Annotated in this window: 12 protein-coding genes; 9 read left to right on the top strand and 3 right to left on the bottom strand. The window is 71.7% G+C overall.

Translation table 11 applies throughout. The features are described from left to right. Positions 1 to 86 precede the first annotated feature (86 nt). Both dapB and ACIBSV_RS12870 read left to right on the top strand, forming a co-directional pair. A complete protein-coding gene (gene dapB / locus ACIBSV_RS12865; RefSeq protein ID WP_395862173.1) occupies positions 87 to 839 on the top strand; it encodes a 4-hydroxy-tetrahydrodipicolinate reductase in 753 nt (250 codons plus the stop codon). A 5-nt stretch (positions 840 to 844) separates the two neighbouring features. Further along, positions 845 to 1303 (top strand): hypothetical protein, encoded by a 459-nt coding sequence (locus ACIBSV_RS12870; RefSeq protein ID WP_395862175.1) that lies wholly within the window; start codon positions 845 to 847, stop codon positions 1301 to 1303. A 40-nt stretch (positions 1304 to 1343) separates the two neighbouring features. On the opposite strand, the gene ACIBSV_RS12875 is transcribed toward ACIBSV_RS12870, so the two are convergent. Continuing rightward, a complete protein-coding gene (locus ACIBSV_RS12875; RefSeq protein ID WP_395862177.1) occupies positions 1344 to 2018 on the bottom strand; it encodes a TetR/AcrR family transcriptional regulator in 675 nt (224 codons plus the stop codon). Between the two features lie 95 nt (positions 2019 to 2113). Beyond that, entirely contained in the window at positions 2114 to 2659 is a 546-nt protein-coding gene (locus tag ACIBSV_RS12880; protein WP_395862179.1) for a GNAT family N-acetyltransferase, read from the bottom strand. Between the two features lie 174 nt (positions 2660 to 2833). Here ACIBSV_RS12880 and ACIBSV_RS12885 point away from each other — a divergent pair, with 174 nt between their 5' ends. From ACIBSV_RS12885 to ACIBSV_RS12915, 7 genes are all read left to right on the top strand, one after another. Further along, entirely contained in the window at positions 2834 to 3568 is a 735-nt protein-coding gene (locus tag ACIBSV_RS12885) for a hypothetical protein (protein ID WP_395862181.1), read from the top strand. Between the two features lie 49 nt (positions 3569 to 3617). Beyond that, complete coding sequence (gene thyX / locus ACIBSV_RS12890) at positions 3618 to 4361, top strand: FAD-dependent thymidylate synthase (protein WP_395862182.1); 744 nt, start codon at positions 3618 to 3620, stop codon at positions 4359 to 4361. Positions 4362 to 4637: 276 nt separating this feature from the next. After that, the gene (gene dapA / locus ACIBSV_RS12895) at positions 4638 to 5537 is read left to right on the top strand and encodes a 4-hydroxy-tetrahydrodipicolinate synthase (RefSeq protein ID WP_395862184.1); all 900 of its coding nucleotides are present in this window, start codon (positions 4638 to 4640) and stop codon (positions 5535 to 5537) included. Between the two features lie 125 nt (positions 5538 to 5662). Continuing rightward, positions 5663 to 7351 (top strand): ribonuclease J, encoded by a 1689-nt coding sequence (locus ACIBSV_RS12900; protein ID WP_395862186.1) that lies wholly within the window; start codon positions 5663 to 5665, stop codon positions 7349 to 7351. 408 nt (positions 7352 to 7759) lie between these two features. Continuing rightward, a complete protein-coding gene (locus tag ACIBSV_RS12905; RefSeq protein WP_395862188.1) occupies positions 7760 to 8254 on the top strand; it encodes a peptidoglycan-binding protein in 495 nt (164 codons plus the stop codon). A 178-nt stretch (positions 8255 to 8432) separates the two neighbouring features. Beyond that, positions 8433 to 9353 (top strand): hypothetical protein, encoded by a 921-nt coding sequence (locus ACIBSV_RS12910; RefSeq protein WP_395862190.1) that lies wholly within the window; start codon positions 8433 to 8435, stop codon positions 9351 to 9353. Between the two features lie 19 nt (positions 9354 to 9372). Then, positions 9373 to 9894, top strand: a complete 522-nt coding sequence (locus ACIBSV_RS12915; protein WP_395862192.1) for a GNAT family N-acetyltransferase — start codon at positions 9373 to 9375, stop codon at positions 9892 to 9894. 330 nt (positions 9895 to 10224) lie between these two features. Here ACIBSV_RS12915 and ACIBSV_RS12920 read toward each other — a convergent pair whose 3' ends face one another. Beyond that, positions 10225 to 12747: a SpoIIE family protein phosphatase gene (locus ACIBSV_RS12920; protein ID WP_395862194.1), complete on the bottom strand. Its 2523-nt coding sequence runs from the start codon at positions 12745 to 12747 to the stop codon at positions 10225 to 10227. Positions 12748 to 13033 lie beyond the last annotated feature (286 nt).

The following is a 13033-nucleotide window of genomic DNA, read 5'->3' on the forward strand; positions in this document are numbered from 1 at the left end:
GCGATCACGTGCGATCGAAGTCTGGTCGAACGCTGATCGAACCCTGATCGATGCGAAATTCCGCTGACTGGAGAGTGCGCGACATCATGACTGCAATCCGGGTGGGTGTGATCGGTGCGGCCGGCCGCATGGGTTCCGAGGCGTGCCGGGCGATCGAAGCCGCGGCCGACCTCGAACTGGTGGCGCGTGTCGACGAGGGCGACGACCTCGCCGACCTCGCCGAGGCGGGCGCGCGGGTCGCGGTGGACTTCACCCACCCGGGTGTGGTCATGGGCAACCTCGAATACTGCGCGGGCGCCGGCATCCACGCCGTCGTGGGCACCAGCGGGTTCACTCCGGACCGGCTGGCGCAACTGCGCGAGTGGCTCGCGAAGAGCCCGGAGACCGGCATCCTGATCGCGCCCAACTTCGGCATCGGCGCGGTGCTGATGATGCAGTTCGCGGCCAAGGCGGCCCGGTTCTACGAGTCGGCCGAGATCGTCGAACTGCACCACCCGAACAAGCTGGACGCGCCCAGCGGCACCGCCCGCCGGACCGCCGAGCTGATCGCCGAGGCACGCGGGAAGGCGGGCCTCGGGCAGATGCCCGACGCGACGGTGGACGACCCGGACGGCGCGCGCGGCGGCAAGGTGGACGGTGTCCCGGTGCACGCGGTCCGGCTGCGCGGCCTGGTCGCGCACCAGGAGGTCCTGCTCGGCGACGAGGGCGAGATGCTCACCATCCGGCACGACTCGTTCCAGCGCACGTCCTTCATGCCGGGCGTGCTGCTCGGGGTGCGTCGCGTGGTCTCCGCGCCCGGCCTGACCGTGGGCCTGGAACACTTCCTCGACCTGGACTGACCATCGTGAAACAACGTGTCACCGCGCTCGTGCTGATCGCGGTTCTGGTGTTCTACGTGTTCCTCGTCGGCAGTCGCGGCCTGATCGCGATCCGCGACGGGGAACCGGTCACCATCGTGCTCGGCCTGGCGATCCTGCTCGTGCCGGTCGTCGGCGCCTGGTACATCTGGCGCGAGGTGCGCTTCGGCTTCGCGATGCAGCGGCTCGCCCGCGAACTCGAGGCCGAGGGCGCGCTGCCGCCGGACGAGTTGAGCCGCACTCCGGGCGGCCGGGTCGACCGGGACAGCGCGGACGAGGTGTTCGAGCGGCGCAAGGCCGAGACCGAGGCCGCGCCCGAGGACTGGCGGGTCTGGTACCGGCTGGCCGTCGCGTACGGCGACGCGCGCGACAACGCGCGCGGGCGCCGGGCGATGCTCACCGCGATCCGGCTGCACGCGGGCAAACCCCGCGTCGGCTCCGCCTGATCGTCTCGACACCCCGCCCGATCGGCCCGCGTCGGCTCCGCTAACCGGCCCGGGCCGGCCGGCCCGTCGGGGGCTCCAACGCGGCCAGCACCTGCGCCGACACCGGCGCGGCCAGGATGCCGACCACCGCGTCCACCAGGTCCGCCACGAAGGCCGCCGGCGGCAGCACGTCCTGCGCCTGCCCCTCGTGCACGCGCTGCTCGCGATCGGCGGTCGCGTGCACCGCCAGACTGCCGCCCAGCCGCAGCCGGTTGCGCCGGACCGCGACCGGCAGGTGTCCCAGCGCGAGGTCGATCAGGCGCCCGAACTCCGGCGAACTGCCCTCCAGGCCCATCGCCGGCAGCGCGTACGTGGTCGCGCCCACGTGCTGGTGCACCCGGGCCAGGAAACGCAGGTAGAAGCTGCCGCCGACGTCGATCTGTTCGGCCAGCGGGCGCACCATCGCCTCGGCCAACGCCCTCGGTTCCCGGTCGAGCCCGGCCCGGACGAGTTCCCGGACCAGGTCCTCGCGGCGCGCGTTGACGGTGGTGAGCCGAAATCCGAAGATCGCCCGGATCAACTCCTCCTTGTCGCCGAAGTGGTATTGCGCGGCGGAATTGTTGCGCTGACTCGCCGCGACACTGATCTGTCGCAGCGAGACCGCGTCGATTCCGTGCACGGCGAAGAGCCGCTCGGCGGTGAGCAGAAGGCGCTCGCGGGTCGGAGTTCGGCTCACGGCGCCCACGTTAAGACGGCTGACTTACCTTGTTCAATGGCACATCGATGTGGTGTTCGCCGTGCCGCTCGGCCGTTTCGCCCACCGATTCCCGATCACCGCGGATCGGCCACCGCCGTGTGCAATCGCACCTGTCGGATCACCGCACCGCCCGGCTCGTCCACCCACAGTTCGCGCGTCGCGCCGTCGGGCGCCCAACCGGTGCCGACCAGGAAGTCGTACAGCGGCTTGTCGCTCTCCAGAACCCAGGTCACCAACGTTTCCACGCCGTCCGTCGCCGCGTCCGCGACAACGGCCGTCAGCAGCCGGGACGCGTGGCCCTCGCGCTGCCGCGGCGGGTCGATCACCAGGATCGCCAACTCGCCCGCCCGCGCCGGGTCGAGATCCTCGTCCGAGCCGGGCACCAGGGCCGCGAAGCCGGCCACGGTCGAGCCCGCGCAGGCGACCAGCAAATGGTGCCGGGGCGAGGGTGGCGCGAGCGCCGCGTCCTCCCACTCGGCGGCCAGCGCGTCGGGCGTGGCGGCCTCCAGAGCGGCCGCGGGCAACACCCCGGTGTAGGCGTCGTGCCAGGCCCGGGCATGCGCGGCACCCAACTCGGCACCGTCGCCGGCGTGGGCCGGGCGTACGTACGGATCGGTCATGTGGCGCCCCCATCGTCGAGTTCGGCCGATTCTCGCGCGCGCGGGCGGCCCGTGTCCCGCGCTCGCCGAACGCGCACACGCGTGGGCGACACGCGCCGAAGGCGCTGCCGCCCTCGTGCGCGGCGTGCGACGCTGTCCGGCAAGGATTGGTGGGCGCGGCAGCGAAGGATGGTCATGGGGGTCCGGATCCGACGAATCGCCCCGGTATGCGCGGTGGTCGCGCTGCTCGCGAGCGGCTGCATGGTGGGTCCGACGATCGACGACGAGAAGTCGAGGACGGCCCCCGCGGGCGCCACCGGCAATCCGCCGGACCTGCCGGACAAGAACCCGACGGGCGGTTCGACGCCGGGCGCGCCGCCGCCCACCGGCGGTTCCGCCCCGCCTGCCCAGGTCCCGCAGAAGCAGGGATCGCACACCTACTCGAACGGTCTGACGGTGGCCACGCTGCCGCTCGTGGTGACCCGCACCGCGAGCGTGCCGAACGAGAAGCGCGAGACGGTCGACGTCTCGGTCCCGATCCGCTACGCCAACCGGACCGGCTCGAACCTGCTCGCCGACCTGTTCGCCGTGACGCTGTACGCCGGGCCGGACGCGCTGCCGTGCGCGGCCGCGAAGGTCGGGCCCGCCCGCAGCGGTCCGGAGCAGGCGGCGCGCAACGCCGACACGGTGATCACCTACAACTTCGCGGTGCCCCGGGAGTACGTCGGCAAGCTGCTGATCCAGGTGCAACCGTTCATGTCCCGCCTGGACAAGGTGTCCTTCGAGACCTCGGTGGCGTTGCCCGCGGGTGCTCCCACCAGGCCCGCCGAGGGTCCGTCGACGCAGCCGACCACCGTGGTGGTACCCCGGTCCACGCCGACGGCCGGCGGCTCGGCCACGGCGTCCGGCGACGCCGGTGGGCGTGGTTAGGCTGGGGCGCCCACCCCACCGGGATCAGATCGACGAGGAGCCACCCCGCGTGACCGAGACACCCCAGGAGAATCCGTCCGCCATCCGCTTTCGCAGCGACGTCACGGTGGAGCTGATCAAGCACAGCGCCGCCGACCAGGACGTGTTGTGGGCGGCTCGGGTCTCCACGGCGGGGGAGAAGTCCCTCGACGAGCTCGAAAGGGACGCCTCGCGGTCCAAGGGGCTGATCAATTTCCTGATGCGGGACAAGCACGGCAGTCCGTTCGAGCACAACTCGATGACGTTCTTCGTGAGCGCGCCGATCTTCGTCTTCCGCGAGTTCCACCGGCACCGCGTCGGCTGGTCGTACAACGAGGAAAGCGGCCGCTACCGCGAGCTGCAGCCGGTGTTCTACGTGCCCGCCGAGGACCGCAAGCTGGTCCAGCAGGGCAAGCCCGGCGCCTATGTCTTCGTGGACGGGACCCCCGAGCAGTACAAGACGGTGGACGACGCGACGCGCGAGTCCTACGCGGCCGCCTACGCGGGCTACCAGCGCATGCTGGACGCCGGCGTCGCACGCGAGGTGGCGCGCACCACGCTGCCGGTGGGCCTGTACTCGTCGATGTACGCGACCTGCAACGCGCGTTCGCTGATGCACTTCCTCGGGCTGCGCACCAAGCGCGACGACGCGACCTTCCCGTCGTTCCCGCAGCGCGAGATCGAGATGGTCGCGGAGCGGATGGAGGCCGCGTGGGCCGAGCTCATGCCGCTGACCTACGCGGCGTTCAACACGAACGGCCGGGTCGCGCCGTAGGGTTGAGCCGTCCGAGTGGTCAAATCGGCACATAGGGTGACATCAGAAATTTTTCGCCCGAATCCCTAAGGTTTCGCCCGTGGTGGTCGATACTGAAAGAGATCAGGCGCTGCTCGAACCCCCGAGCGGGCAGCGCCTGGTCCTTGTTTTTGTCCGGGGCGCGCTCGGGCCGCGTCGGTGCGGCGCCGATGCCGGGACTGCTCCGCACGGGCCGTCGAAGTCTCATAGGGCGGGTGCTACCCGCAGGTCAGGTGTGCGCCCGGTACCGTTTGGGCCATGGCTCCGACGTCTACCCCCCAGACCCCCTTCGGCCGGGTCCTCACCGCGATGGTGACCCCCTTCACGGCCGACGGTGCGCTCGACCTTGCCGGCGCCCAGCGCCTGGCCTCCCACCTTGTCGACGCCGGCAACGACGGACTCGTCGTCAACGGCACCACCGGCGAGTCGCCCACGACGAGCGACGCGGAGAAAGAGCAAGTGGTCCGGGCGGTCCTGGAGGCCGTGGGCGATCGCGCGTTCGTGGTCGCCGGAGTCGGCACCAACGACACTCGGCACTCGGTGGAGCTGGCCCGGCAGGCACAGGCCGCCGGCGCGCACGGTCTGCTCGTGGTCACGCCGTACTACAACAAGCCCCCGCAGGAGGGCCTGTACCGGCACTTCACCACCGTCGCCGACGCCGGCGACCTGCCGGTGATGCTGTACGACATCCCCGGCCGCAGCGCCGTGCCGATCGAGACCGAGACGCTGATCCGGCTCGCCGAGCACCCGCGGATCGTGGCGAACAAGGACGCCAAGGGCGACCTCGCGTCCGCGAGCAGGGTGTTGGCGAGCACCGACATGGTGTACTACAGCGGTGAGGACATGCTGAACCTGCCGCTCCTGTCCATCGGCGCGGTCGGTGTGGTGAGCGTGGTCGGGCACCTCGTCTCGGCGGAGCTCCGCGCGATGATCGACGCCTACGTCGGCGGCGACGTCGCCAAGGCGCGCGAGATCCACCAGCGTCTTCTTCCGGTGTACACCGGCATTTTTCGTACCCAGGGCGTGATCCTCACCAAGGCCGCTCTGGGATTGCAGGGCCTGCCCGCCGGGCCGCTGCGGCTGCCGCTGATCGAGGCCTCCAAGGCCCAGATCGCGCAGCTGAGGCAGGATCTCTCGGCGGGTGGGGTAGAGCTGTAAACAGGAATATCTGTAAGTAGTGCCCCGGGCGGGTACCACATCCGCCCGGGCCGAACACGAGCTTTTGCGCGTCCCCGTCCGGCCGTCCAAGACGGCCGGGCGGCGGCACGTGGCGAGGAGAGAACTTGAGCCATCCTCATCCCGAATTCGGCCCGCCGCCGGTGCTGCCCAAGGGCGGCCTTCGGATCACCCCGCTGGGTGGTCTCGGCGAGATCGGCCGGAACATGACCGTCTTCGAGTTCGACGGCCGACTGCTGATCGTCGACTGCGGGGTGCTGTTCCCCGAGGAGGAGCAGCCCGGAGTCGACCTCATCCTGCCGGACTTCAGCTCGATCCGGGATCGCCTCGACGACATCGAGGCGATCATCCTGACGCACGGCCACGAGGACCACATCGGTGCGGTCCCGTACCTGCTGCGGGAGAAGGCCGACATCCCGCTGATCGGGTCGAAGCTGACCCTCGCGTTCATCGAGGCCAAGCTCACCGAGCACCGGATCCGGCCGTACACGCTCGAGGTCAAGGAAGGCGACATCGAGCGCCTGGGTCCGTTCGAGTGCGAGTTCATCTCGGTGAACCACTCGATCCCGGACGCGCTCGCGCTGGCCATCCGCACCGAGGCCGGCACCGTGGTGCACACCGGCGACTTCAAGATGGACCAGTTGCCGCTGGACAACCGGCTGACCGACCTGCCCGCGTTCGCGCGGCTGGGCACCGAGGGCATCGACCTGCTGCTCGTGGACTCCACGAACGCCGAGGTGCCCGGCTTCATCCCGGCCGAGCGGGACATCGCGAGCGTGCTCGACCGGGTCTTCGCGGACGCCGACCAGCGGATCATCGTGGCCAGCTTCGCCAGCCACGTGCACCGCATCCAGCAGGTGCTGGACACCGCCTACGCCTACGAGCGCAAGGTCGCCTTCGTCGGCCGCTCGATGGTGCGCAACATGAAGATCGCCGGGGACCTCGGCTATCTGAAGATTCCCGCCGGGCTGGTCGTGGACGTCAAGACATTGGACGACCTGCCGCCGGACGAGGTGGTGCTTGTGTGCACCGGCTCGCAGGGCGAGCCGATGGCGGCGCTGTCGCGGATGGCCAACCGCTCGCACCAGCAGATCCGGATCGTCGAGGGCGACACCGTGGTGCTCGCGTCCTCGCTGATCCCGGGCAACGAGACCTCGGTCTACCGGGTGATCAACGGGCTGACCCGCTGGGGCGCCAAGGTCGTGCACAAGGGCAACGCCAAGGTGCACGTCTCCGGCCACGCCTCGGCCGGTGAACTGCTGTACTTCTTCAACCTCACCCGGCCGCGCAACCTGATGCCGGTGCACGGCGAGTGGCGCCACCTGCGCGCCGCCGCCGACCTGGGCATCAAGACGGGCGTGCGCAAGGACCGGGTGGTGCTGGCCGAGGACGGCCTCACCGTGGACCTGGTCAACGGTGTCGCCAAGATCACCGGCAAGGTGCAGGCCGGGTACGTCTACGTGGACGGTTTGTCCGTGGGCGACGTGACCGAGTCCTCGCTCAAGGATCGTCGGATCCTGGGCGAGGAGGGTTTCGTGTCCGTGTTCCTCGCCGTGGACTCCTCCTCCGGCAAGGTGGTCGGCGGACCGACGATCACCGCGCGTGGATCGGGCATCGACGACGCCCGCTTCGACGCGGTGATCCCGAAGATCGAGGAGATGTTGCAGAAGGCGGCCGCCGACGGTGTGGCGGAGCCGTATCAGCTCCAGCAGCAGGTGCGCCGGATCGTGGGCAAGTGGGTGTCCGACACCTATCGGCGCCGGCCGATGATTCTGCCGGTGGTCGTGGAGGTCTGAGACCTCGCCGACGGTTTGCGTGGGGCCCGCTACGAATTCTTCGTAGCGGGCCCTTTGTCGTCGTCGTTGTCGTTTGGTGGTGGCGGTGGCTTGTCGTGTGCGGGCGGTGGTCGGGGTGGTGCCGGTCGGGTCCCGGTTGTGGTCGCCGGCGGCGGCGGGTTCTCGACCGGTTGTGCGGGGTGAGAGGGGTCGGGGGTGGGCGTCGGGTGTCGGTTCCGTGGGGAGGGCGCCGGAAATGGGGCGGCAATAACGACATTCGGTCTGATTTTGCGATGTGGAAGTCGGGTTTTCGTACCTCTCGGTGCCGCTGATGCCGGCTCCTAACGTCGGTCGTGTTCGGAGGGCACTCGGTCCTTCGGGCTCAGGACAGGTCGACACGGTCGACAGGATCGGCAGTCAGGAGCAGAGATGAACGCGGTACAGCGGAACCGGCGCTGCGGCGGACCGCGACGGGGTGCGGAGCCGCCGACCCCGCCGATCCCGGCGCCCCGGCCGCCCTCGGCCCGGCCCGGGCTGCGGCGTCGGGGGCGGGTCGCGGCGATCGCGCTGACCTCGTGCGCGGCGTTGGGTCTGGGCACGGGGATGACGGGCCCCGGGTCGCCGGCGGCGGCCGCCTCGCGCTGCGATCACGTGGCCAAGGACAACCGGCCGGAGTTGCGTGAAGGGGATCGGGACGACGCGGTCGCCCAGGTGCAGTGCCTGGTCGACACGAGGTCCGGTGCCCCCGGGGACCTGCCGGTGAGCGGCGTGTTCGACGCGGCCACCGCGGACGGGGTCCGGTGGGTGCAGAAGTGCAGCGGCCTCGATCCGTCGGGGGTCACGGACGCGGCCACCTGGAAGGTGCTCTACCGCGCGAAGAAGGGATGCGGCAAGGCGGCGGAACCGGCGATCGGGATCGGCTGAGAGGGCGGGTGAAGCCGGGAGGCGGGGCGAAGGGGCGTCGCGGGTCGGCCGGGGGCCGGGCCGTGGGGGCGGTTCGGGCCACGCGCCGTGCACAGGCCGGGTGTGATGGTCACACTCATCCCGGGGGCTGTGGACGACGGGCGGCACGCGCGGAGGGGACGCGCGCACACTGACCCGCATGACGCCGACCGACCTTTCCGTCCTGCTGTCCCGACCCTTCACCCTCGCCGTCGCGGCCCGCCACGGCATCGGCCGGTCGGTCGTCCGGCGCCTGGTGCGCGACGGCGACGTGCGTCGGGTCATACACGGGGTCTACGTCGGCGCGCACGTCGTCGACACGTTGGAGGTGCGGGCCCGGGCCGCGGTCATGGTGCTGCCCCGCGGGGCCGTGGTCTGTGGGCGCACCGCAGCGTGGTTGCACGGCGTGCGCGTTCCGGCGGATCCCCGGGACGAGGCTCGGCGCACGGCACCGATCGAGGTGGTCGTGCCGGTGGGGGCGGCTCTGCCCCGCCGGCACGGCTGCCGGGCCCGGGTCATGGCGCTGGCGGCCGGGGAGGTGGTGTGGCCGGGCGGGATCCCGGTCACCTCGCCGATCAGGACGGCGGCGGACCTGGTCCGGACCTCGGATCGGGACACCGGCGTGGTGGTGCTCGACGGCTTCCTGCGGGCCGGTCTCATCCCGGCCGGCGCGTCGGCCGGGCTGCTCGGACGCTACGCCGGTCATCCGGGGCGCTACCGGCTCGCCGAGGCGGTGCGGCTGGCCGACGGGCGCAGCGCGAGCGAGGACGAGACCCGACTGCGGCTGGCGCTGCTCGGCGCGGGGTTGCCGCCGGTCGAGGTGGGGTGGGAGCTCCGCTCGGCGTTCGGCCGGATCATCGGCCGCTTCGCGCTGGCCTGGCCCGCGGCGCGGGTCGGGGTGGAGTTGACGGCGGATCGGCAGTGGGTGCGGGCACGGCACCGGAGCATCGCCGGGCAGGGCTGGCTGGTGCTGGAGTGTCCGACGGCGCAGGCGCGCCGGGACCCGGCGGCCACGGTCGCCCGGATCGGGTCCGAGTGGCGGCTGCGCGTGCGGGAAAACGCCGGCGACATCGCCGCGTGAGCGCCGGCATGCTGCGGCGATGAACGTGAACGAGACCGCGTGGGTGCGCACCGGTCGGCTGGACCTGATCCCGGTCGGGGTCGATCACGCCGAGGAGATGGCCGCGGTGCTCGGTGATCCGGCGCTGCACACCTTCATCGGCGGTGCACCGGAGGATCCGGATGAGCTGCGGGCTCGGTACGAGCGCTGGGCGAAAGGTTCGCCCGATCCCGAGGTGGTCTGGTTGAACCGGGTGATCCGGCTGCGCGCGGGGGAGCGCCTGGTGGGCACGGTCCAGGCCACGGTCGGCCCCGGTCCGGTCGCCGAGGCGGCCTGGGTCGTGGGTGGAGCGTGGCAGGGCCTGGGCATCGCCAAGGAGGCGGTGGTCGCGTGGGTGACCTGGTTGCGCGCGCACGGCGTCGAGGAGGTCCGCGCGCACATCCACCCGGCCAACCTCGCCTCCGCCGGCGCCGCGAGAGCTGCGGGCCTTCGTGTCACCGACACCTGGCAGGAGGACGAACAACGCTGGTCGACGGGCCGCTTCGCCCCGAACACCAGCTGAGCCCGGCGCCGACGAACCCGTCGGGATCCGGTGGCCCCGGGCCTGTCTTCGATCTCTCGCCGAGCCCCACCACGTCCGGCAGCACATCCGCCCTCGGGCTCCGCGCTGCGCTCGCCGCCCGGAAAACACCCGAACGCAACCACGATGCGGGCGCTTCTCCGGTACGCCGACGCTCGGAGACCGCCCGTCGGGCTCCTCGCTCCGGTCCCGCCGCGGAGCCCGAGGCGGGATCGAAGACAGGCGTCGGGGCCGCCGGCTCCCGGCCCCTCGAGCGAGCGGCCGGCAGCCGGGGCAGCGCGGTTTGTCGGGGCGTCGGGGTGTTCGTCCCGGTCAGTCCTCGCCGGAGACGCGCATGACCAGGATGGCCATGTCGTCCCGGGCCTGTTCCTCGGCGAACTGTTCGACGGCGCGGTGGATTCGGGTCGCGACCGCGCCCGCGGTCAGTCCGGTGCAGCCGGAGAGCACCTCGGCCAGGCCGTCGTCGCCGAGCATGCGAGTGCCCTCGCGGCGTTCGGTGACGCCGTCGGTGACGCAGACCAGGACGTCGCCCGGGTCCAGGTCCACCGTCTCCAGGACCAGATCGACCTCGTCCAGCACGCCCAGCAGTGGTTGTGGCGTGGCCACCGAGGTGACCGTGCCGTCGGGGCGCAGCCGCAGCGGGAGCGGGTGTCCCGCGGAGACCAGGCTCAGCCGGATGCCGCCGCCCTCGCGGTGGGTGATGTGGCCGTGCAGCAGGGTCAGGAACCGGCTGCGCGGTCCCTCCTCCAGGATCGCGGTGTTCAGCCGCTGCAGGACGGCCGGTACCGACAGCCCCTCGCGGGTCAGCAGCCGCAGGGCCTGGCGGGCCAGCCCGGTGACCGCGGCCGCCTCGGGACCGGTTCCGCACACGTCGCCGATCGCGAAGCCCCATTTGTCGCCGCCGATGGTGAACAGGTCGTAGAAGTCGCCGCCGACCTCGTTGCCCTCGCCGGAGGCCTGGTAGACCACCTCGACGTCGACCCCCGGGATCTTGGGCAGCTCCGGCGGTAGCAGGCTGCGCTGCAGGGCCTGGCTGGTCGAATTCCGCTCGGAGTACAGCCGGGCGTTGTCCATCGCCAGCGCGGCGCGCCGGGACAGGTCCTCGGCCAGTTCCAGGGTGTCCCGGCGGAAGCGGTCGCCGGCCAGGATGCCGAAGGTCAGCATGCCGATGCCCCGGCCGCGGGCGACCAGCGGCAGGGTGACCGCCTCGCCGGTGACCAGGTCGGCGTGCTCGCGGACGACCTCCGGGTCCAGGTGCCGCAGGCCCAGCCAGCGGCGCGCGCCCGGGGTGGGCTGGGCGCGCGGCGGCTCCGCCCGGTCGAGCAGCGCGCGCAGGTCGTCGATCCGCATCTCGTCGGCGTGCCACACCACGCTCAGCACCGGCGCGTGCGACTCGCCGGTGTGGACCGCGCACCACGTGCCGAGCCGGGGCACCACGATCTGGGCGATCATCGCCAACGTCATTTCCGGGTCCAGGGTGCCCGCGAGCAGGTCGGACGCCTCGGCGAGGAAGGACAGCGAGCCCCGGCGGACACGTTCGAGCTCGGACAGCCGGGCGCTCTCCACGGTCAGCGAGACCCGGTCGGCGGCGCGCTGGAGCCGGGCCGCGTCGTCGTTGTCGAAGCGCGCGGCGGACTCGGAGGCGACGCCGAGGGTGCCGGTCAGCCGGCCCTCGACCTTGAGCGGGACGGTCACCGCCGAGCGCATCCGGGTGTCCTGCAGGATCGGCACCGCGTCGGGCCCGGCCTCCAGGTCCTCGTGCACCGCGGGCATCCGGGCCGAGCCGTAGCGGCCCACCGAGGTCTCCACCGGCACCCGGGACAACCGGTGCGCGGCGCCGGCCAGGCCGGTGGTGGCGCGCACCTCCATCTCGCTCTCGTCGTCGGTGGCCAGCAGGACGAACGCGGCGTCCGCGTCGAGCAGGTCACGGGCCCGTTCGACGGCGCGTTGCAGCAGGTCCTCCAGACCCAGCCGGCTCAGCCCGTCGATGCCGTCCCACTCGTTGTCCACCGGCACCGCACCGCCCGCGCGACCGCGGGAGCCGTCCCGGTGCTCCAGTACGGCCCGCGCCTGGGCGGGCACCAGCAGGGCGACCAGGGCCGGATCGCCGCCCGCGTCGCGCAGCCGCACATGGGACGCGAACACCCGGGAGGCGACCCCGTTCGCGGCGCGGATGTCGTAGCCGCCCTGCCAGCGGGACAGCTCCAGCATCTCGTCCAGGGTCAGCTCGGTACCGGGCGTCTGCGGCCACGCGACCAGGTCGTTCAGCGCCATGCCGATCGCCTCGTCGTCGGTGAGGCCGAACAGCTCGGCGGCCTCGGTGCTCCAGTGCGTCACCTTGCGCGAGGCGTCCGCGTGCAGCACGGCCACGCCGACCGGCACCGTGGCGTCGGGCAGCGCGTTGGCCGGCAGCAGCGGCCCCGCCGAGCTGGTCGCCGAGACCGGGTCGGGCAGTTCGAGCCGGAACCAGACGCGCTTGACGTTCTTGGCGTACTCGACGCCCCACGCCGAGGCCAACGACGCGGACAGGAACAGGCCGCGCCCGCTTTCGTCGCCGTCGTCGAAACCGGTGGCGGGCTCGGGCAGCTCGCGGCTGGGGTAGTGGTCGGTGACCTCGATCTGCACGCCGCCGTCGTAGCGCACGCACGAGACCTCGGCCGAGGTACCCGCGTGCACGATCGCATTGGTGACCAACTCACTGGTCAGCAGCACGGCGTCGTCCACGACGTCGCCGGCGTCCCAGTCGCTGAGCGTCTTGCGGACGAACGAGCGCGCGGCCGCCACGGACCTGCCCTCGGGTGCGAAGGCAGCGCTCATCCGGGCAGTGATGAGCATGCTCGTTCCCTGATCCATACACTCCCGCATCTGCGACGAACGGCGGCTGCGGTGACGAATCCGGCTCCACAGTCCGGCAGATTCGCACCCTATCGGTTTCGGACGATCGGGCGGACCCCTTCCAAACAGTGACGGATCCGTCACGATTCCGACAGAACTTCCGGCCGAAGCGAGCCTTTCGAGCCCACACTTTCCGGTTGACAAGCACCATCCTCCCGGACCGCCTCTGCTCTCAACCCTGTGAGTGAAAGACTGTCGATGGCAAGCGGCCGGGAGCACGAGCGGT

Origin of the sequence: Embleya sp. NPDC050154, from assembly GCF_044460165.1 — a bacterium.
In the GTDB taxonomy this organism is placed as follows: domain Bacteria; phylum Actinomycetota; class Actinomycetes; order Streptomycetales; family Streptomycetaceae; genus Embleya.